Source organism: Providencia sp. LY12, from assembly GCF_057621555.1.
This window is the reverse complement of the sequence record NZ_CM172594.1, coordinates 3,361,346-3,379,330: the sequence shown is the minus strand read 5'-3', so window position 1 is coordinate 3,379,330 and position 17,985 is coordinate 3,361,346. Positions and strand designations below refer to the sequence as shown.

The following is a 17,985-nucleotide window of genomic DNA, read 5'->3' as shown; positions in this document are numbered from 1 at the left end:
TTATATGGATTAAATCTTAGAATGCAGTATTTATTCCCATTGGATTGTTATCATCGAAACAAGATGTTTATTTAACTGATTGTATTTAAATAAAATAAAAAACAATCTTCAGGTTTTAAATAAGATCTATTCTTTGAGGGGAAAATGTTTTTCATTGGGGGGATTGGTTATGATGGGGATTAATTCAGGTATCTTAATTAGGGTATTTTAAATGAAGAAAACCATTCGCCAAGTGACTTTTGATTTACTACGCCAATTGAATATTACGACCATTTTCGGTAACCCTGGTTCAACTGAAGAGACATTCTTAAAAGATTTTCCGAGTGATTTTCGTTATATCCAAACATTACATGAAGCTTCTGCTGTAGCAGCAGCTGACGGTTACGCTCAGGGAATGCGCAAAGTGGCTATGGTCAATTTGCATACTTCCGCGGGGCTAAGTAATGGGATGAGTAATATTCTGACCGCCTATATGAACCGTACGCCACTGATTATCACGGCGGGTAACCAAACCCGTGAAATGTTGCTGATGGAGCCTTGGCTAACCAATATTGAGCCAGAAACTCTGCCAAAGCCGTGGGTTAAGTGGAGCTATCAGCCTGAGCGTGCGGAAGATGTGCCAGCGGCATTTATGCGAGCGTATGCGATGGCACTTCAGCCACCAGCGGGACCCGTTTTCTTATCAATCCCCCTTGATGATTGGGACAAACCTGCCGTTGCCCAAGAGGCGGTTGTGCGTGAAGTTTCCCTGCGCATAGGTTATGACCCTGTGCGTTTACAGGCATTTGCGAGTGCCCTGAATTCTGCCAAAAATCCAGTGCTGATTTATGGTTCAGCCATTGCGCGAGGTGAAGGGTGGGATGCTGGCATTACGCTAGCGGAAAAATTGAATATTCCGGTTTGGGCTGCGCCTGCCTCTGAACGCCCACCGTTCCCTGAAACGCATCCATTATATGCGGGTGGATTGCCTTTCGCGATGGGCCCGTTGTCAGACAAGCTAAAAGGACATGATTTGGCGTTGATTATTGGGGCGCCTGTTTTCCGTTATTATCCTTATGTAGCAGGGAGTTATTTGCCAGATGGAATGCGTTTACTGCACATTACCGATGACCCTATTGAGGTAGGAAGGGCGCCGGTTGGTGATAGCTTACTCAGTGATGCGGTACTCGCGATTGAAGGGCTAACTCCGTTAGTGAAAGCCAGAGCAGCAGCGAAAAATAAGGTTGAGAAACAGTCCCATGGTATGGCTCCACACCCTGCTGCGCCAGAGGTGAAGGGAAGCTCAACAGTATTAAGTGCAGCGAAGCTGTTTAAAGCATTGAGAGAAGTCTCCCCGAAAGAGACTATCTTGGTGGAAGAATCGCCGTCAAACCTCGGCGAATTACATCGTGAATGGCCAATTGATGCACCGGATTCGTTCTATACCTTTGCCAGTGGATCATTGGGTTGGAACTTGCCAGCAAGCGTGGGAATTGCTTTAGCGGAAAAAGACAGTGGTCGACACCGCCCTGTGATGTCGATTATTGGTGATGGCTCGATGCAATATTCGATTCAAGGGCTATGGAGTGCGGCACAACATAATTTACCGATTGTGTTTGTGATCCCACGAAATAGCGAGTACGCCATTTTGAAATCCTTCGCGGTGTTAGAAGAAACGCCAGGAGTTCCGGGGCTGGATATTCCAAACTTGGATATTGTGGCGCTGGGTAAAGGTTATGGTTGCACGGCGTTAAAAGCCACGACGGTAGATGAGGTCAAAGCGGCTTGCCGTGAGGCATTTAAGCGCCAAGGCCCAACGGTGATTGAAGTGCCAATTCAGCCTCAAATTCCCCCACTGATTTAGAATTAAATGTAAATAGAAAAATAGTATTAATGTTCTGAACTGCCCCAGTAGCTGGATAATCAATTACTAGGGGCATTTTTTGTACAAGACACTATCTGATGTTGATTTCCTTTTGTGTACTATGTACACTTGATGTGTATGGATTAAGCACAGAGGGAATATTGTGAGCCATGGAATAAAGTTTGTTGAAACATCTATGTTTACTAAGCAAATTAAGTTAATTGCGACAGATGAAGAATTAAGAATTCTACAAAATGAACTCATAGGTAGACCAGAAAAAGGTGATCTTATTCAAGGTACAGGAGGACTAAGGAAGGTCAGAATAGCAACAGGCCATCAAAGTAAAAGTGGTAGTTCTCGGGTTATCTATTTTTTAGCTACAAAGGAAATTATTTATTTTGTAATGGTTTATTCTAAGAATGAAAAAGATAACCTAACGGATGAAGAAAAAAATACATTGAAGAAATTAACAAAATTATTAAAGAATGAGGTGTGATATGAGTTTCTTTAATGAACTAAAAGAATCTTTAGAAGAAGCAATTGAAATTAAGAATGGTACTAAGAAAGCATCAAAAGTGACTCAATATGAAGTTGCTGATGTTAAAGCTATCAGAGAGCAACTAAAAGTTTCACAAAGTGAATTGGCCAATGCGCTAGGCACAAGTGTTGATACTATCAAAAGTTGGGAGATGAAAAGAAGAAACCCAACAGGACTTGCCGCGAAAGTGTTAGTTGCAATAAAAAATAATCCATCATTATTTAAAGTATTAGCTGCTAGTTAATACTTGAGTATAAAAAGAAGCCCTCTAATATAATTGTATTAGGGGGCTATTATTTGTTTTAGTGCTTCACTAACGTTGAGAAGTAATACACTAATGGCACCGCGAGGATCCACAGACTGATTGGAATTTCACGCCACTTGCCTGCCACTGCTTTAATTAAGATATAAAACAGTAACCCGCCTGCAATCCCTGTACCGAAGCTGTTCGCGATTAACGTGATCATCACCATCATTAATACAGGCAGACCATCGGTAAAGTTCGCTAAATCCACCTTACGTAATCCGCTAAACATATTTAAGCCAATTAAAATCAACGCAGGTGCGGTGGCTTGTGCTGGGATCATTAACGCGATTGGGGTAAACAGTAACATCAGCAGGAACATAAACGCCGCCGCTAATGCTGTCATACCGGTTTTTCCACCCGCTTCAGCCGCTGCTGACGATTCAATTAATGCGGTCGCCGCTGGAATACCCACCATTGGACCTAACGCCGCGGCGATGGAGTCCACAATAAACGGGCGGTTGATATTCGGCATGTTACCTTCTTTATCCAGCAATCCGGCTTCGCCGCCGACGGCTAATGTGGTTCCCATGGTGGAGAAAAACTCCGCGGCAAAGAACACAAATAGGAAAGGTAAGAAGGCGATGTTTAAGGCGCCGATTAAATCCACCTGACCTAAGACTGGCGCAATAGAATGCGGCATACCGATAAAGCTTTCGGGCAACTTTGTGACGCCAAACGGAATGCCTAACACGGTGGCGAACAAAATTGCCCATAAGATCCCACCGGGAATGCGGCGAGCTTGCAATGCGATAGCCACAAAGAAACCTGCGAGAGCGACTAAAGCACCCGGAGAGAGAAAATCCCCCAGCATTAATGCGTTGGTTTTTGGGTTTGCTAAGACTAAGCCCGCATTACGAAAGCCCAACACTGCCACAAACAGACCGATAGATGCTGTTAAGCCTAACTTGATGGATTGTGGTACGGAACGAGTCACAACCTCACGTAAACCGAATTTGGTGAGCAGGAAAAATAAAATTCCAGACCAGCAGGCGATGCCTAAACCAATTTGCCAATCAATCCCTTCACTGCCAGCAAGGGTGATCCCCACTAATACCGAGCCACCAATACCGGGACCCACAATAAAAGGCAAGTTAGCGTAGAACGCCATTAATAGGCTAGCAAGTACAAACACGATGATAGTGCCGGTGGTCGCCGCGCCTTTATCCATCCCGCCTGCGGCTAACAGCCCGGGAATAACTACCAGCAAATAGGCTGCTGCAAGGAACCCAGTAGCTCCGGCAAGGCATTCTGTTCTGATTGAACTGCCACGTTCACGCAGCGCAAAACGCCTTTCTAACCAACTCCCTGATGTTGGCTGATGAAGAGAATCGTTAGCCATTAATTGGCGCTCCTATCATTATTTTTTATTGGATGAGTATTTTTAATATCGCCATTACTTTCAGTACGTTCTAAGACGGCATCAACGATCTGGCGAGTGGTTCCGCAAGTCAGTCCTAAATCGGTTAAATGAGGGCCAGCATTGCAGGCAAGACACGTGCCTTCGATGGCTTTGAATACACGATATGGTGGTTCCCAGTCAGCAATTTGGCTGCTCAATTCTCTGAGTTGGCGAAATTGTTCTGCCAGCTCAGGTGCAGGTAATTCCGAGAGCATACCTGCAATGGGCATCGCCACATGAGCAAGGATTTTACCATCTTGAACTAACGCCATACCGCCACCGCTTTCAATCAGCAGGTTGGCTGCCATTGCCATATCGTTGGCATCACGTCCGAGCACTACAAGGTTATGGGAATCATGGGAGTAGCTGGTGGCAATGGCGCCGCGTAATTCTCCCCATCCTTTTAGTAAGGCAATTTGTGGTTTGGCGTTATGGCGTCCATGGCGATGTTGTACGCGAATCAAACTAAATTCATCAGGCAGTTGCACGATGCCATTTTCGACTTGAACATCGACCTCTCCCCACTGAGTAAAGCGAGCACCGCTAATATGACGTAAACGCGCAGTACCATTTTGCAAGTCAGCTAATTGAAGCTGGCAATCTTGAGCCGAGATTGGCGCTAGGTGCATGGTATCGCGTGGCGGTAAAATCGTATTTTCAGTGGCAATCGGCGAAATAAGTTGCCCATTCTCTGCTACTTTTTTGCCATCGACATAAACTTGCTGAGCTTTTAAGGTATCGAGAGAATTAAGAACCACTAAGTTGGCGCGGCGACCTGCGGCTATCAAACCTAAGTCATTGCGCTGTAGGCGAATTGCGCCATTGAGTGTCGCAAAGCGCAACACATCAGTGGCTTTCATGCCGTGCTCAATTAATAAATTCAGCAGTGCGATTACACCGCCTTTTTCAATCAATATATCCGGTGGAACATCATCTGTGCATACCGTGATTTGTGAGGATAAATGCGGCAGTGTTTGCAATGCTGCCACAATTTCAGGGAGCAGGTAAGGATGAGAACCACGAATTTCCAGTGTTAGCCCCGCACGTAATTTTTCGAGAGCATCTTCTGCGGAAGTGAGTTCATGATCTGAAGTGACTCCAGCAGCAAGATAGGCTTGTAAATCCGCACCTTTTAATCCGCGGGCATGACCTTCAATGATTTTTCCTGAGCTTAACCCAGCGTCGAGGATCTCTTCCATGCGTTCGCTGCCATTTAGCACGCCGAACATGTCCATTACTTCTGCCACGCCACGTACTTCCGGCCAGCTCAACATCGTGGACATTTCTTGTCCTGCGAAGTCTGCACCTGACATTTCCAATCCTGGTGTTGAAGGCACAGAAGAAGGGGCTGCAACCATCACATCAAGGGGCAAATTACGGCTAGCATCAATGGCATAGCGAACACCATCTAATCCCAATACGTTGGCAAGTTCGTGAGGATCCCAAAATACGGCGGTGGTGCCTTGTGTGAGGACAATTTCAGCATAACGAACAGGGGGAAGGTGGGAGCTTTCTAAATGAACGTGGGTGTCAATAAACCCCGGGGAAATAAATTTTCCTGATAAATTATGGATTTCATGGCTATCAGTACGACTTCCTGTTGGATGTACGCTGGCAATTAGCCCTTCAATGATACCGATATCCGCAGGTCGAGTTTCCCCCGTCACCATATCGATAATATTGGCGTTGGTGAGTAAAAGATCAAAAGGTACTTCACCTTTTGCGGCTTGTACGGCACGGCGTCGAGTTTGATTTGTTAGCTTCATAAAACACCATCTCAAAGATTTATGTCGCTACTTTATGAGCAAGGCAAACGTTTGCCAAGATGATAAAATTTATCGAATCATAAAGAGAGGTTATAATGCGGCGCATTATGATAAGAATGACGATCCAATTTGCGAGGAAATACAATGACTGAGCCATGGCAGCGCCTTCCGGCATTAACTCTAAAGCAGTTGCAATATTTTGTGACTCTTGCGCATCTGCGTCATTTTACTGAAACCGCAAATCGTTTAGCGGTGAGTCAGCCAGCATTAAGCAGCGCGATACGGCAGATTGAAACCGTGATTGGCGGTAAGTTGATTAACCGCACGGCAGCGTCAGTGACATTGACGGAGCTAGGCGCCGCAATTTTACCGCATGCGGAGCGTATTTTAAGTGTCTCCCACCGAGGCTTCAGCGATATTCAAAAAATTATCGAAGAGGGTGGCGATGGTACATTGCGTATTGGATTGGTTCCTTCTGTCAGTTCGTTATTATTCCCGATTATTCCTGAGCAATTACAGCAACATTTTCCTAAGCTGAATGTGGAATTTTATGACCAAACCAATGACGCATTAGTAAATAAATTGGTGAATAACGAAATTGATTTTGGAATAGGCGTATTGGATAGCTCGGTTCCTGAAGAGTTAACTTTATATCCTTTGCAAGATGACCCATTTGTTGCGGTGATCCACCGTGATGAATTTATTTCAGATAATGCATTCCATCTACCGTGGAAATTCTTAAATAACCGTGACATTGCCATGTTTTCGAAAGGAAATATTAATCGATTAGTGAGCGCTACAATTGAAAGTAATCGTTTTAATATTAATCCGCGTTATCAAGTCGATTATATTGAAACCTTATATGGATTAGTGAGATCGAAATTAGCGATTGGTATTTTACCTCAGTTATATACGGTGCATTTGCGGGATCCTGAGCTAAAAGTTTTACAGTTACAACAACCCGCATTAACGCGTTCGATATCCTTAATGCGTAATAACCAAACGCTAACGCCGACAATGGAATCTGTTTTCCAGCTATTATTTAAAGCATTACGTCGTACGCCCACTCATCAATCTTAGTTTCACAGCGCTTTTCTATACCTGATTTTTTATAGTTCATCATTATTGTTTGATTTTCAACAAGTAAGAAGTGTTAAGCACTAATCGTAAAACTATTTTTATTAAGATGAATAACATTACTATCCTTGGCTGTTTATTTTTTGGTCTGTTTTTTGATGTGTAATATGTTGAGGATATACATGAAAGCTATATTGAAAGTCAGCCTGCTCACAACAGTAATGTTATTGATTACTGCCTGTGGTGATCTCGATATTATGGGAAATAAAGGAAAGTTCTATTATAGCAATCCAACAGAAAACACGATTTCCTTTAAAGTGGATGGTAAAGATTATCTGGTCGAGCCTGGTCAGTATGGATCAATATCATTAGCCAGTGGTGAACATACACTTGAAGATAATACAGGTCATGTCACCAAATTTATGGTGTTTGAACATAACTCAGGCGGGATCCTAAACCCTAATCATGGGGTGTATTACACATTTTCTGAAGTGTATACCGAGCAAGATAAAAAGGGGTATCAACCCGCGCCGCGAAATGTCACTATTTATGGGCATGAATTAAGCTTACCTATCAAAAGCAGTGATGCCGTGGTGATTGATGGCAATTTATTCCGTTGTACTTACCCAATTGGCAAAGCGTTGCCGGGGGCAGAGAATAAGCAGTACAAGCAAGAAGATATTAAATCAAAATGTTTTGATCAATCTGAGTTAATTGAATATTTTGCGAACGAACACGATCAAAATTTAGTACCTAATTCACCGCAAAATGAAGAAAATAATTCAATTAGCCAGCACTTAAGTTATCAAGTTCCTCAAGCGGCCTTCCGTGATCCACAGGTTCAATCGGTGGCGAATGAGATTATAGCGTTAACAGAAACGCTGAAAAATGCGAACAAAGTCGATATTCATCAAGACTTAAATAAACAATATCATCAATTAACTGTTCAGTTAGTGGAAACGTATACTGAAAGTCCTTCCAGCAATGTGGCTGAGGAATATATAAAACTTAATGGGTTTATTAAAGAAATTAACAAACTCAGAAATTATGGTGTGTGGGTAAGATAAGTATATTCCATTAAGTTTATCTGAGCGTCTTTATAATTAAGAATTTGCTTATAAATTAAGCAGAGTAATCTTATGTGATATCCCGCTGAAACACGGAAACTAAAGGGTAGTTTCGTCAGGATAATATTATAAAGAGGCTCAGTAATGAATTTATTTAAGACTTCATTTTTTACTGCAATATCTGCTGTATTCCTACTCTTTTTTTCTAGCGTTTCTGGCGCTAAATCCATTGTTGAACCCGCTAAAGATTCTGAAGTATTAGATTTGGTGTTTATCTTGGATAAAAGCGGTTCAATGTCAGGATTTGAATCTGACACTGTTGGTGGATATAACAGCGTGCTGACAGAAAATAGAAATAAAGCGGGTAAAACCTTTATTACCACGGTGTTGTTTAATAATAAAACCAGTTTATTACACAACAGAGAACCTATTGATAAAGTGAAAAACCTCACGCTAGATGACTATTCTGTCGGTGGAAACACCGCATTATTAGATGCCATTGGCGATACCATGGTGAAAATGCGTGAGAATAGAAAAATCACCAAGAACAATAATGTTTTGTTTGTGATTATTACTGACGGTGAAGAGAACAGTAGCACCAAATATAGTCAGGCTAAGATTAAATCTATGATTAAATCAGCTGAAGTTGAAGATAAGTGGGACTTTATTTTCTTAGGTGCCAATATTGATGCGATTACGGCTGCGGATAATATCGGTATTAAGAGTTCGAATGCTACAGGTTATGTTCAAGATGGCACGGGCTACGATAAGGCATATAAAGCAGTCAATAAAGCCGTAGAAGCCAAACAGAATGCTGCACCAATATCAGAGGAATGGAAACAGGAAGTTGAGCAAGACGCGAAGGATCGCAAAAAATAAGAAGATAATAAATCAGTCTGTAAATGAACGAGCTAGAAGCCCCGAAATAATATTCGGGGTCTTTTTTTATGGCATTATTTAGTGGCTTTCAGTGCGGCAAATAACCCTTTAGCGAGCTGGTCTTGCTCTGATTGAATACCAGGTAAAACGAAATAGTAACCCCCGCCAAACGGTTTAATATAGCGCTCAAGAGGTTCGCCATTTAACCTTTTTTGGGTATCGATAAAACCGGTTTTTAAGTTCTTTTGATATGAAACGAAAATCAGTCCCATATCCAATGCGCCGCTATCGGTTAATCCGAGAGAATAGCTGTAGCTACGGCGACGCAATTTTGCTGTATGGCGGCTTGGGTTTCTCGGTTCTGCGCGGCGCATATGGGAGTCAAATAATACGCGGTCACCGTGAGGATCTTTGTCGAATGCAGGATCATCCATTTCGTGCTTCATGCCCATTGGTGCACCTGTTGCTTTATGGCGCCCAAAGTCATTTTCTTGGTCTTCCAGCGGTGTTCTATCCCAAAATTCGAGATTAAAACGAATTAGGCGAACCGCTTGGTAGGTACCGCCGACACACCAGGCTGGCTCTTTGCTATCTTCAGTCACCCAAATCAGCTCATCCATTAATTTGCTATCGTCGGCTGGCGCATTACCGGTACCATCTTTAAAGCCAAATAAATTAATTGGAGTAGAGCGTTTATCAATATCCCTTGAGGGTAAGAACCCATCGATTTTCCAAAGTGGGAACCAATAAGGTGAAGTATGGCGCAGAATATCGCGCAGCGCATAAATCACGCTTTCTTGGCTATTGGCACAAATTTGCAGCACCACATCGCCGCCACACCATTTATCTTCTAAACGGTCGTTCGGGAAGCTGGTCATTTCCACTAATTGACTCGGTTTAAGCTTTTCTAATCCAAAGCGTGAATCAAATAAGCTATCTCCCAAGGAAACCGTGACGCTCAGGGCGTCAGGCTGAATGAGCGTGCCTAAAATCCCAGACTCTGCGGGAGGCATTTTATCATTCTGATTTGGCGTCGATTTTTGTACTTGAGTCAGAAAAGCGATGCGTTGAGTTAATACCGTGAACAGCGCTTGAAGCTCATCAAGAGTCGTTGATGTGATTCGAAAAGCGATAAACGAGGCGTTTTTCTGTTCTGGGGTTAGCACGCCCGCTTGGTGTGAACCTAAATAATTGATACTTTTGTCATACGTCAGCTCGCAATCCGCAATGGATGCTTTTGCGCTGAGGGCGGGGGCAGCGAGGATTGCGCCTCCCATGACTAAGGTTTTTAGCGCATGGCGGCGAGATACTTTAGATTGAGAAAACCCCAAAGGTTGTGACTCGCTTTTTAGTTTAGCTTGCATAAATTTATGCCTTAATATTTATAGTAAACATCAACATCCATCTGAGCGCGCAATGTCGCGAGCAGTTCGGCTTGTTGCGTTAACAGGGAATAGAGCGCCATTTTGTCTTGTTGTTTTAGTTGGCTGTAAGGCTTGTATTGACCTTTAGCTAATTGATATGACTGCACTATTTTATTAATTTTCTGATCATTTTCTTTTATCTGATCAAGGGTCTTGGATTCAATAAATGGACTGATCACCTCGATGATGGCTTGAGAACCTTTGGCATTTGCCGCTATATCCGACAGGTCTGAGAGACTATAAATATTCTCTTGTCCCGACAGTTTTGTTTCGAGGATCATCTCCATAAAATCAGCGGAAGCTTGCACCAATTTCGGAATTTCAATGGTTTCGGTCAAGACACGTTTTTGTAAATCTTTTCCTTTTAATAACAGCTCATCAGACGCTGGCAGCGCCGCTTTGAGATCTTGCTTGGAAAATAAAAGGTATTCAACCAAGTGAAATCCCACGAAGCGGTAGTCTTTTTCTTTATCCAGAAAATAATCCGCACGAGGGTTGATGGTTCGGTCGGTATTACCAAACAAAACAATGATCGGACGCACGGTTTCATAGTGCTGGTGGGCTTGAATATAGGCCGCTTTCGCCTGCGCTAATTGACCTTTTTGCACACTTTGATTGAGTTTTTCTAATTGCTCCACCATTTCACTTAACTCCTTGTTGACGAAGGATAAGTATTCTTGAATGGCAGGCTGATATTTTTCAGGGGTGGGAATATCCCCCTTAGCAATAATGATGTTGTCCCCTGTTTGCACAGGGGAGCGTAGGGCTTTTCCATAGGCGGTAGATGCCACGAGTGAAGCAACGATTACGCTAATGGCTAAGTGGGTGATTTTACGCATTTTGTAAGTTCCGTTTAGCGGCATGTTTTTTGCTCCAAACAAACAGTGCGAGGATCACAATCCAATAGACAACAAAGGTGATAACACTGAGCCAAATTGGCTGTGAACGATATGCAAAGAATGATGAAATAAAGTTGCCAGCTACACCAGAATCATCCAGTAATGCGCTGGTATCCCATGCTGGGTAGATTAAAAATTCAGGAATTGGATAGTCAAACTCAATCATTAAGTTTGAAATTTCTTCAACGCCACGAAGCAGCAAGGAGAGGGCAAGGAACAGTAAAATCACGCCAGTGACTTTAAAGAAAATTTTCCATGAAATAATTCGGTTAGTTAATAAGAAGGCATATAGAGTCATACCCGCAATAGCGACACCCGCTGCAACTTCAAAGATAAATTCGTTGGCATTTTCAGCGGTCAACGACATGATAAAACTGGAAAGGAAAACGACAATTTCGCTACCTTCACGGGCAATCGCGATAGCGATAATCAAGGTTGCGCCCCACCAACTATGGTGTTCTGCATTACGATTGATACCTGATTCCAGCTCTTTTTTCATCGAGCCGCCGCTTTTGTTCATCCAATAGACCATTTGAACAATCAAGATACAGGCGAGGATCTCCATGACTATCATGAAAATAGATTGCCCAGTGTCATCAAGGACATTGAATACGCCGTAAATCAGCAGTGCGAGTAAGATGGACATGGCGATACCCAGCCCAACACCGCCCCACAGGTATTTCATCCCATTGCGAGCGTCAGGGTGGCGTTTGATCCACGCATAAATGATGCCGATAACTAATAGCGCTTCAAAACTTTCGCGCCAAACTACAAAGAGAACTTGTCCCATGTTGAATCCTACTCTTTAGCGATGATCTCGCCTTTTGGATGTGACAGATGGAAATCGTCGAAAAATGTGTAACTACCTGGTTTTAAAGGTGCAATAACCACCACGGAACTGGCGCCGGGGGCTAATACTTTTTCTTTGCGCAGTTGCAGACTTTCAAACTCTGCGGGTTCAGTGCCAGTATTGGTAATTTTGATACGAATAATGGTTTTCGCTGGCACTTCCAGAACACGTGGGATTAAATCCCCATTTTTCATTTCTAATTCAACGGTATATTTTTCGGCGCTTAAGGCAGATTGCGGAAGTAATGCGCAAATAAAAACCAGTAAAAAGCTGAGTAGTGTTTTCATTGTTGGCTCAAACTTATTGAAAATTGAGAGTTCCTTACTAGCGAAAAAGGGCTCGCGCGGAATATTACCCCCGCGAAAGCCCTCAGCGCATCATTGAAAAATTAGTAACTGCCTTTGCGACCTATGCCGGCATAGTCAAAGTCCCAAGAGACTTCAAACGGTTCAAACCAAGGGGCAACACCTGTTTCTTTATCAATGTGGCGACCGAAAGCGGCTTGTTGGTTGTGTGAAGGCGGGTAAATTTTATAGGTAACGCGATATTTACCATTGCCGTCCAGTTTAATATTTTCACCATAGTGAGGACCATCGCTTGCCACCATCGGCATAAAGGTGCCTGATTGAGTCTGTGGCTTATCGCCCAGTTTGGTGACGGTATATTCGACGGTTAAGTAAGGCATCCAATCGCCTTCTGCAAAGCCGTTCGGGTTATCTTCTACTGCGTGGATGTCGGCTTCTAAGTGAACGTCGGCTTTATCCGCTGGCAGGTGAGCCATTTTGTGGTGACCTTCTTCGGTGTCCATGGTGATAGGCTGTAAATAAACACCTTGGATTTCCATGCCGTTTTTAATGACTGGGTGACCGAGAGGATACTCTTGAGCAAAGGCGGATAGAGAGAATAAGGCTAAGCCCGAAACGGCTGCCTGATAAGCGAATTTCATTGTGACATCCTTACCTGAATGAAGTTAGAAGCATAATGATAATCATTACTATTAATCAAAAACAAGCAGAATGTTTTAGGCTTATATCCAATCCTTACTATGAATATATTTAAATTTAATATTAATCAAAGTGTTAATGCTTTCTTTTTTAATGATAAAAAATAAGTATTAGAAAGGTGATTTGCTTCAGACACTGTAGTCGGTTTCACATGCTATAGTCGAAACGTTGATCGGTATTTATTAGGTATAAAGTCGAGGTGCTGGAGATGCAAAAACGTTATTTGGATTGTTCCGCTTCTGAAATTGCAAAAATGAACAAGAAAAACTTACTGGAAGCGATTAAAGCCAGCGAAGGGCGATTACTGGTGAGTGAAACTATAGGGACTATTCAGCCCGTCTTGATGAACGTCACTAATGCGGAACTCGCAGCAAGCCAAGGCGCAGATATTTTGCTATTGAATGTTTTTGATGTAAATAACCCAGTGATGCAAGGTTTGCCAGAAGGCATTGCACCCGATGAGATTATTCGTACCTTAAAGCACTTAACAGGACGTGCAATTGGCGTGAATTTGGAACCTGTTCCCGCAGGGTTTAATAATCCCCATCAAGATAAACAGTGGAAAATGTCTGAAGGGCGCTTGGCTACTGTCAAAAATGCCCTGAAATTAAAGCAGATGGGCGCGGATATTATTGTCCTGACTGGGAATCCGGGTAATGGCGTCACTAACCAAGAAATCAACCAAAGCCTCAAAGAACTCAAAGCGGTGGTGGGGGAAGATATCGTTCTGATTACGGGAAAAATGCATGCAGCGGGAGTTCTCAATGCGTCTGCTGAGCAGTTAATTACCGAAGAGGATATTCATTCCTTTATTAAGAGCGGTGCGGATATTATTTTACTGCCTGCACCGGGAACGGTTCCGGGAATATCTTCGGAATTTGTGCAGAAAATGGTGAGTTATTGCCATTCTCAGCGAGTTATGACCATGACCGCGATTGGCACATCTCAAGAAGGGGCTGACCTACAAACCATTCGCCAGATTGCGTTAATGTGCAAAATGGCAGGAACAGATTTACATCATATAGGTGACTCGGGTTATAACGGCATCGCCTTACCGGAGAATATATTGAATTACAGTATTGTGATCCGCGGTGTTAGACACACCTATTCCCGTATCGCCCGCTCAATTAACCGATAATCTTTGCTGTTTTTCTGAGTGAAATCCCTGTGCTAGAAATGGCGCGGGAATTTCGCTCGAAATATCATTTTCATCGCTAAAAAAATATACAATTCCCGCTATACTTCAGGTAAAATCCAGCCCATTTTTTAAAACAATATCTATAACATAATAAAGAAGTGAGCTATGTCGCAAAATACGAATTCAGTGCCAAAGATTGGCTTTGTTTCACTTGGCTGCCCAAAAAACCTCGTTGACTCAGAGCGTATTTTAACGGAGCTGCGTACTGATGGTTACCAAGTCGTTCCTAGCTATGACGATGCCGATTTGGTTATCGTGAATACTTGTGGCTTTATTGATAGTGCCGTTCAAGAGTCGTTAGAAGCTATCGGCGAAGCGTTGAACGAAAATGGTAAAGTGATTGTGACAGGATGCCTGGGCGCAAAAGAGAACCAAATCCGTGAAGTTCACCCGAAGGTATTAGAAATTACGGGCCCACATAGTTATGAACAAGTGTTAAATCACGTTCACCACTATGTGCCAAAACCAGAGCATGATCCGTTCTTTAGTTTAGTCCCAGAGCAAGGCGTAAAATTAACGCCAAAACATTACGCTTACTTAAAAATATCGGAAGGTTGTAACCACCGTTGCACTTTTTGCATCATCCCTTCTATGCGTGGTGACTTAGATAGCCGCGCTATTGGCGATGTGTTGAATGAAGCGAAGCGTTTAGTTGAATCAGGCGTTAAAGAGTTACTGGTGATTTCTCAAGATACTTCTGCTTATGGTGTGGATGTTAAACACCGTACGGGGTTCTGGGATGGTCAGCCGGTGAAAACTAGCATGGTTGGATTATGTGAGCAGCTAGCTTCTATGGGGGTTTGGGTTCGTCTGCATTACGTTTACCCATACCCACATGTTGATGATGTGATCCCATTAATGGCAGAAGGTAAAGTGTTACCTTACTTGGATATTCCATTACAGCACGCCAGTCCGAAAATTTTAAAACTGATGAAACGCCCAGGAGCGGTAGAAAGAACATTAGAGCGTATTAAGCGCTGGCGTGAAATTTGCCCTGAGCTGACATTACGTTCAACGTTTATTGTTGGTTTCCCTGGTGAAACAGAAGAAGATTTCCAAATGCTGTTGGATTTCTTACAAGAAGCGCGATTAGATAGAGTTGGTTGCTTTAAATACAGCCCAGTTGAAGGCGCAAAAGCGAATGAACTGGCTGACCAAGTACCTGAAGAGATAAAAGAAGAGCGTTATCATCGTTTTATGCAGCTTCAGCAAGAGATCTCCACTCAGCGCTTACAAGAGAAAGTGGGTCGCGAGCTTTTAGTTATTATCGATGAAGTCGATGACGAAGGTGCAGTGGGTCGTAGTATGGCCGATGCGCCAGAAATTGATGGTATGGTGTACCTCAATGGCGAGTTTGATGTGAAAGCAGGGGATATCGTTAAAGTGCTGATTGAGCATGCTGATGAATATGACCTGTGGGGCTCCGTTGTTAGCGAATAAAAAATAGGCTATCATCTAGCTCGAAATTTAGCCTGCGAATCATGTTTGCAGGCTTTTTTCGATATAACCCATTATTTTGGGTTTTTTCTATATTTCAAATACTTGATCTATATCATCCCGCCAAAATCTATCAAATCATAACTTGATCTAGGATATAAAACTTAACTGATAACTTGACATAATCAGGGAGAATACTTATCGAAGAATAAGGCTGATTATGACTATTGATTTTACAATTCCCAAACTCGCACAGCTTACAGAAAAATCATCATGCTCCATTGATCCGGAGTTATTGATACAACTGGCAAGTGAAGCCATCACAAATGGTTTATCACCTATCCATGATTTCGACATTGAAGGAATGTTGTTGGATAAATACGGTCAAACTTTATGGTCTAACCGTAAATCAGACAGCAGCGCCATGTTGCCATCTTGGATATTCTCTCAAATACAGGTCACTTCTCTAGATGACCAGCCAATTAACTCACAAGGACATACTTACTATTTCGCCCCTATTTATGATGAAACGCGCTTGTTAGCCACGTTGGTGTTACGTGGGGAGTCAACCAGCAGTAATATACTGTTAGCTCTCACTCTTACCCTAGGGCGAGAAATTAGTGAAAAGCTAAAGTGTCACTTTTACTGGCAAAAACTTTCAGAGAAAACACACGGACATAATCTATTCCACGACTTGAACATTCATGAAGTGGAAAAAGCGCTAATCATCGAAGCCGCGTTGGCATACGGTGGAAAAATTCAGGAGATGCATCAAGCATTAAATATGGGGCGTACTACACTGTGGCGCAAGCTGAAGCAATATCAGATTGATATTCGCGAATACAAGCTATAGTCCAGTTAATAAAAATAGTCCGTCAATAAAAACAGCCCTGCCAATAAAAAAAGCTTCTACTGATTTTCTGCAGCAATGCTGAAAACGTTCGAAGCATTCAAATCACACAGCCTTACGGTAATCACTAAGCCCAACATATCAATGCATATTGATTGCGGGCTCAGTCACGCCTTTCAGCGAAACGAAAGAGAAGAAATGAAAAAGAGCTAAGATTATCAACCTATCTTGTTGTTAAGTATGTTGATCTCAGTACGCTTTTTTTTAGGAATTGGTTTTAATTTGATGTTATAGATTTTTATTTCAGTGAACTCACATACTCACAGTTGGAGTAAATGGTTGCGGGGATATATATAGGTTTATATTTTATTTTAAACTAAATATATTAATTTTATATTTAGCTATAAATGCGATTTTTATCATTAATAACTAGAGTAACAGTTTTCCTGTATAAAAATGATAGTGCAATTTATTTGATTTTCCACTATTGCTTAAAAAATAGTTATTTTAGGATGATAGATTAATAAAGAGGAATAGAAAGCATAATCATTATGCTAAGTTTGATAGTGAAAAATAGTTAACCGAATAGTTAAGTGAATAGTTAAGTTAAATGATTAAATTAAATAGTTATCTAAATAAAAATCTAAATTTAATTATATTTTTCTGGGTAATTTTGCGAACGGAAAATGCCTAATGGTTTTTTGATAAACCATTAGGCAGAGGGGGGCTGGTGAATAAAGAGAATTAAGCGTTTGCAGAATAAGTATTAATATATTCATACTCTTGGATTAATTGAGGTAGTGATTTTATTCCTAGTTTTGTATAAATATTTGAACGGTGCACTTCTACGGTTCTTGGTGATAATGACAGTTTTTCGGCCGTTTCTCGGCTGGTGTTTCCGTCTAAAATCATGTCCATAATTTCACGCTCTCTAGCTGAGAGACGGTCGAATTTATTGGTTAAATAGATATATTTTTTATGATTTTCATTTTGTTTATCGAAGTGTTCATTAGCTCCCTGAATAGCGCTTAGAAACACTCTGTCATCAAATGGAAATGCGTAGAAATCAAAGGCTCCAGCCTTGAAGTAGTCTCTGCATAGTGCAGCAGAAGGTTCTTCTGCGATGACGATAACAGGAACAACGGCTAAAGATTGAGTAAGGTTTTTTAATTTATTAATATGACTGGAGTTATTGCCTACGAATAATAAAACACAATCCTTTGCATTATCTTCTTTAGGGTAAGTATAAGTACTAATAAATACCTCTTCGTCATTATAGAATTTAAATATAAAATCAAAAGATTCCATCTTTGATTTCAGTTTATTCTTAAAGACATTATCGTTTTCAACGATTACATGAATGGCGCTATTCATCACCAAACTCCTGTTAAACGGATTTGACATTCAAATTAACGTAGTTTAATAGAATGAGAATAATTCACCGATG

General features: G+C 41.9%; 17 protein-coding genes. 9 read left to right on the top strand and 8 right to left on the bottom strand.

What is annotated here, in order from left to right; genetic code table 11:
• Positions 1-211 precede the first annotated feature (211 nt).
• The 3 genes from mdlC to nadS all read left to right on the top strand — a co-directional run bounded on the left by mdlC (position 212) and on the right by nadS (position 2,625).
• Positions 212-1,843, top strand: coding sequence for a benzoylformate decarboxylase (mdlC, locus tag ACY3ZI_RS16120; RefSeq protein WP_211887727.1), 1,632 nt, complete (start codon positions 212-214; stop codon positions 1,841-1,843).
• A gap of 163 nt (positions 1,844-2,006) precedes the next feature.
• Complete coding sequence (locus ACY3ZI_RS16115; RefSeq protein WP_487375505.1) at positions 2,007-2,339, top strand: type II toxin-antitoxin system RelE/ParE family toxin; 333 nt, start codon at positions 2,007-2,009, stop codon at positions 2,337-2,339.
• Between the two features lies 1 nt (position 2,340).
• Positions 2,341-2,625 carry a NadS family protein gene (gene nadS / locus ACY3ZI_RS16110; protein WP_132496774.1) on the top strand — a complete coding sequence of 95 codons (285 nt, stop codon included), beginning with the start codon at positions 2,341-2,343 and terminating at the stop codon, positions 2,623-2,625.
• A gap of 58 nt (positions 2,626-2,683) precedes the next feature.
• Here the strand turns inward: nadS and ACY3ZI_RS16105 are convergent, their stop codons facing one another.
• A complete protein-coding gene (locus ACY3ZI_RS16105) occupies positions 2,684-4,027 on the bottom strand; it encodes an NCS2 family permease (RefSeq protein WP_036955694.1) in 1,344 nt (447 codons plus the stop codon).
• The gene (locus ACY3ZI_RS16100) at positions 4,027-5,853 is read right to left on the bottom strand and encodes an adenine deaminase (RefSeq protein WP_487375504.1); all 1,827 of its coding nucleotides are present in this window, start codon (positions 5,851-5,853) and stop codon (positions 4,027-4,029) included. The genes ACY3ZI_RS16105 and ACY3ZI_RS16100 overlap by 1 nt, the downstream gene beginning before the upstream one ends.
• A 144-nt stretch (positions 5,854-5,997) precedes the next feature.
• Here ACY3ZI_RS16100 and ACY3ZI_RS16095 point away from each other — a divergent pair, with 144 nt between their 5' ends.
• The 3 genes from ACY3ZI_RS16095 (at position 5,998) to ACY3ZI_RS16085 (ending at position 8,876) form a co-directional block, all read left to right on the top strand.
• Positions 5,998-6,933 carry a LysR family transcriptional regulator gene (locus tag ACY3ZI_RS16095; RefSeq protein ID WP_211887731.1) on the top strand — a complete coding sequence of 312 codons (936 nt, stop codon included), beginning with the start codon at positions 5,998-6,000 and terminating at the stop codon, positions 6,931-6,933.
• A 179-nt stretch (positions 6,934-7,112) separates the two neighbouring features.
• Complete coding sequence (locus tag ACY3ZI_RS16090; RefSeq protein ID WP_487375503.1) at positions 7,113-7,997, top strand: hypothetical protein; 885 nt, start codon at positions 7,113-7,115, stop codon at positions 7,995-7,997.
• Between the two features lie 144 nt (positions 7,998-8,141).
• Complete coding sequence (locus tag ACY3ZI_RS16085) at positions 8,142-8,876, top strand: vWA domain-containing protein (RefSeq protein WP_036955681.1); 735 nt, start codon at positions 8,142-8,144, stop codon at positions 8,874-8,876.
• A gap of 74 nt (positions 8,877-8,950) precedes the next feature.
• Here the strand turns inward: ACY3ZI_RS16085 and efeB are convergent, their stop codons facing one another.
• The 5 genes from efeB to ACY3ZI_RS16060 form a co-directional block, all read right to left on the bottom strand.
• Complete coding sequence (efeB, locus tag ACY3ZI_RS16080; RefSeq protein WP_211887734.1) at positions 8,951-10,240, bottom strand: iron uptake transporter deferrochelatase/peroxidase subunit; 1,290 nt, start codon at positions 10,238-10,240, stop codon at positions 8,951-8,953.
• A gap of 11 nt (positions 10,241-10,251) precedes the next feature.
• Entirely contained in the window at positions 10,252-11,139 is an 888-nt protein-coding gene (locus tag ACY3ZI_RS16075) for an EfeM/EfeO family lipoprotein (protein WP_487375502.1), read from the bottom strand.
• Positions 11,132-11,989, bottom strand: a complete 858-nt coding sequence (locus ACY3ZI_RS16070; protein ID WP_211887735.1) for an FTR1 family iron permease — start codon at positions 11,987-11,989, stop codon at positions 11,132-11,134. The genes ACY3ZI_RS16075 and ACY3ZI_RS16070 overlap by 8 nt, the downstream gene beginning before the upstream one ends.
• An 8-nt stretch (positions 11,990-11,997) precedes the next feature.
• Positions 11,998-12,336 (bottom strand): cupredoxin domain-containing protein, encoded by a 339-nt coding sequence (locus tag ACY3ZI_RS16065; protein ID WP_036955670.1) that lies wholly within the window; start codon positions 12,334-12,336, stop codon positions 11,998-12,000.
• Positions 12,337-12,437: 101 nt separating this feature from the next.
• Positions 12,438-12,995, bottom strand: a complete 558-nt coding sequence (locus ACY3ZI_RS16060; RefSeq protein WP_036955660.1) for an iron transporter — start codon at positions 12,993-12,995, stop codon at positions 12,438-12,440.
• Between the two features lie 266 nt (positions 12,996-13,261).
• Between ACY3ZI_RS16060 and ACY3ZI_RS16055 the strand changes: the two genes are divergently transcribed.
• From ACY3ZI_RS16055 to ACY3ZI_RS16045, 3 genes are all read left to right on the top strand, one after another.
• Positions 13,262-14,191 (top strand): DUF7916 family protein, encoded by a 930-nt coding sequence (locus ACY3ZI_RS16055; protein ID WP_487375501.1) that lies wholly within the window; start codon positions 13,262-13,264, stop codon positions 14,189-14,191.
• A gap of 165 nt (positions 14,192-14,356) precedes the next feature.
• Positions 14,357-15,691 carry a 30S ribosomal protein S12 methylthiotransferase RimO gene (gene rimO / locus ACY3ZI_RS16050; RefSeq protein ID WP_036955655.1) on the top strand — a complete coding sequence of 445 codons (1,335 nt, stop codon included), beginning with the start codon at positions 14,357-14,359 and terminating at the stop codon, positions 15,689-15,691.
• A 217-nt stretch (positions 15,692-15,908) separates the two neighbouring features.
• Positions 15,909-16,541, top strand: a complete 633-nt coding sequence (locus ACY3ZI_RS16045) for a helix-turn-helix domain-containing protein (RefSeq protein WP_036955652.1) — start codon at positions 15,909-15,911, stop codon at positions 16,539-16,541.
• A gap of 741 nt (positions 16,542-17,282) precedes the next feature.
• Here ACY3ZI_RS16045 and ACY3ZI_RS16040 read toward each other — a convergent pair.
• On the bottom strand, positions 17,283-17,912 hold the full coding sequence (locus ACY3ZI_RS16040; RefSeq protein ID WP_036955649.1) for a response regulator transcription factor: 630 nt from the start codon (positions 17,910-17,912) through the stop codon (positions 17,283-17,285).
• Positions 17,913-17,985: the final 73 nt, after the last annotated feature.

What these genes read in the sequence shown, in the direction of transcription:
- mdlC (WP_211887727.1), top strand. Translation starts at nt 212, where the DNA reads ATGAAGAAAACCATTCGCCAAGTGACTTTTGATTTACTACGCCAATTG.
- nadS (WP_132496774.1), top strand. Translation starts at nt 2,341, where the DNA reads ATGAGTTTCTTTAATGAACTAAAAGAATCTTTAGAAGAAGCAATTGAA.
- ACY3ZI_RS16105 (WP_036955694.1), bottom strand. Translation starts at nt 4,027, where the DNA reads ATGGCTAACGATTCTCTTCATCAGCCAACATCAGGGAGTTGGTTAGAA.
- ACY3ZI_RS16100 (WP_487375504.1), bottom strand. Translation starts at nt 5,853, where the DNA reads ATGAAGCTAACAAATCAAACTCGACGCCGTGCCGTACAAGCCGCAAAA.
- ACY3ZI_RS16095 (WP_211887731.1), top strand. Translation starts at nt 5,998, where the DNA reads ATGACTGAGCCATGGCAGCGCCTTCCGGCATTAACTCTAAAGCAGTTG.
- ACY3ZI_RS16090 (WP_487375503.1), top strand. Translation starts at nt 7,113, where the DNA reads ATGAAAGCTATATTGAAAGTCAGCCTGCTCACAACAGTAATGTTATTG.
- ACY3ZI_RS16085 (WP_036955681.1), top strand. Translation starts at nt 8,142, where the DNA reads ATGAATTTATTTAAGACTTCATTTTTTACTGCAATATCTGCTGTATTC.
- efeB (WP_211887734.1), bottom strand. Translation starts at nt 10,240, where the DNA reads ATGCAAGCTAAACTAAAAAGCGAGTCACAACCTTTGGGGTTTTCTCAA.
- ACY3ZI_RS16075 (WP_487375502.1), bottom strand. Translation starts at nt 11,139, where the DNA reads ATGCGTAAAATCACCCACTTAGCCATTAGCGTAATCGTTGCTTCACTC.
- ACY3ZI_RS16070 (WP_211887735.1), bottom strand. Translation starts at nt 11,989, where the DNA reads ATGGGACAAGTTCTCTTTGTAGTTTGGCGCGAAAGTTTTGAAGCGCTA.
- ACY3ZI_RS16065 (WP_036955670.1), bottom strand. Translation starts at nt 12,336, where the DNA reads ATGAAAACACTACTCAGCTTTTTACTGGTTTTTATTTGCGCATTACTT.
- ACY3ZI_RS16060 (WP_036955660.1), bottom strand. Translation starts at nt 12,995, where the DNA reads ATGAAATTCGCTTATCAGGCAGCCGTTTCGGGCTTAGCCTTATTCTCT.
- ACY3ZI_RS16055 (WP_487375501.1), top strand. Translation starts at nt 13,262, where the DNA reads ATGCAAAAACGTTATTTGGATTGTTCCGCTTCTGAAATTGCAAAAATG.
- rimO (WP_036955655.1), top strand. Translation starts at nt 14,357, where the DNA reads ATGTCGCAAAATACGAATTCAGTGCCAAAGATTGGCTTTGTTTCACTT.
- ACY3ZI_RS16045 (WP_036955652.1), top strand. Translation starts at nt 15,909, where the DNA reads ATGACTATTGATTTTACAATTCCCAAACTCGCACAGCTTACAGAAAAA.
- ACY3ZI_RS16040 (WP_036955649.1), bottom strand. Translation starts at nt 17,912, where the DNA reads ATGAATAGCGCCATTCATGTAATCGTTGAAAACGATAATGTCTTTAAG.